2 protein-coding genes are annotated in these 1,179 nt (G+C 70.5%); both read left to right on the top strand.

Going from position 1 to position 1,179, the window contains the following annotated elements; translation table 11 throughout:
- On the top strand, nucleotides 1-478 hold a 478-nt coding region (locus tag KBI5_RS24895; RefSeq protein ID WP_116290022.1), incomplete at its 5' end, for a pyridoxal-phosphate dependent enzyme.
- Between the two features lie 328 nt (nucleotides 479-806).
- Nucleotides 807-1,179 (top strand): TCP-1/cpn60 chaperonin family protein (locus KBI5_RS24890; protein WP_277870136.1); only part of this gene is annotated, 373 nt, incomplete at its 3' end.

Raw genomic sequence — 1,179 nt, 5'->3', positions numbered from 1 at the left:
CGGCCGGCTCGGCCTGGTCGAGCCGACGCCGTACAGGGTGTTCGGTGCGCAGGCGGCCGGCTGCAACCCGGTGGCCGCCGCGTTCGCCCGCGGCGTCGAGACGGTCGCCCCGGTCCGGCCCGCCACAATCGCCAAGTCGCTGTCGATCGGCAACCCGGCCGACGGCCCCTACGCCCTCGACGTGGCTCGGCGGACCGGCGGGGCTATCACGGACGTGACCGACGAGGAGATCATCGACGGGATCCGGCTGCTCGCCCGCGCCGAGGGCGTCTTCGGCGAGACGGCCGGTGGCGTCACCGTGGCCACCCTGCGCAGGCTGCTGCGCGAGGGGCTGCTCGACCCGGCCGCCGAAACCGTCCTTTACAACACCGGCGATGGGCTGAAGACGCTCGACCCCCTCGTCGAGACGGGCGGACCGACCGCGACGATCAAGCCGTCGCTGYGCGCCTTCGAGGCCGCCGGCCTCGGCGACGACTGACTCGGGYCCGGCACGGCACAGCGCATTCGACGAACTTCGTGGACCACGCCGGACCAACGGAAGGGCCGCGGACGACGGCGGGGTGCCGCGGGGGATCGGCGTCGGGCTCGCGGAACCATGGGCCAGCTTGCACTCACCCAGGCCGAGTGCTAAACAAGACCTGGCACTCTCGCCTAGGGAGTGCCAAGGCTGAAACGGCGAGGCTRCCCGATCCGCGCTGTGTCCGAGGTGCATCACCCGGGTCCGGAGCAGGCGGGAGCCGTCCGTCGCGGGCGTCGTTAGGGCCAGGCCATCGAACCTGCCATCCCACTGGGAGGACCCAGAAACCATGCCGAAGATCATTGCCTTCGACGAGGAGGCTCGGCGCGGCCTGGAGCGCGGCATGAACCAGCTGGCCGATGCGGTCAAGGTCACGCTCGGGCCGAAGGGCCGCAACGTCGTGCTGGAGAAGAAGTGGGGCGTCCCCACGATCACCAACGATGGTGTGAGCATCGCCAAGGAGATCGAGCTCGAGGACCCGTACGAGAAGATCGGCGCGGAACTCGTCAAGGAAGTCGCGAAGAAGACCAACGACGTCGCGGGTGACRGCACCACCACCGCCACCATCCTGGCCCAGGCCCTGGTGCGCGAGGGTCTGCGCAACGTGGCCGCCGGCRCCAACCCCCTCGGGCTGAAGAAGGGCATCGAGGTCGCGGTCGAGC

Source organism: Frankia sp. KB5 (assembly GCF_002099325.1).
In the GTDB taxonomy this organism is placed as follows: domain Bacteria; phylum Actinomycetota; class Actinomycetes; order Frankiales; family Frankiaceae; genus Frankia; species Frankia casuarinae.
This window is presented reverse-complemented; position numbering and strand designations above follow the sequence as displayed.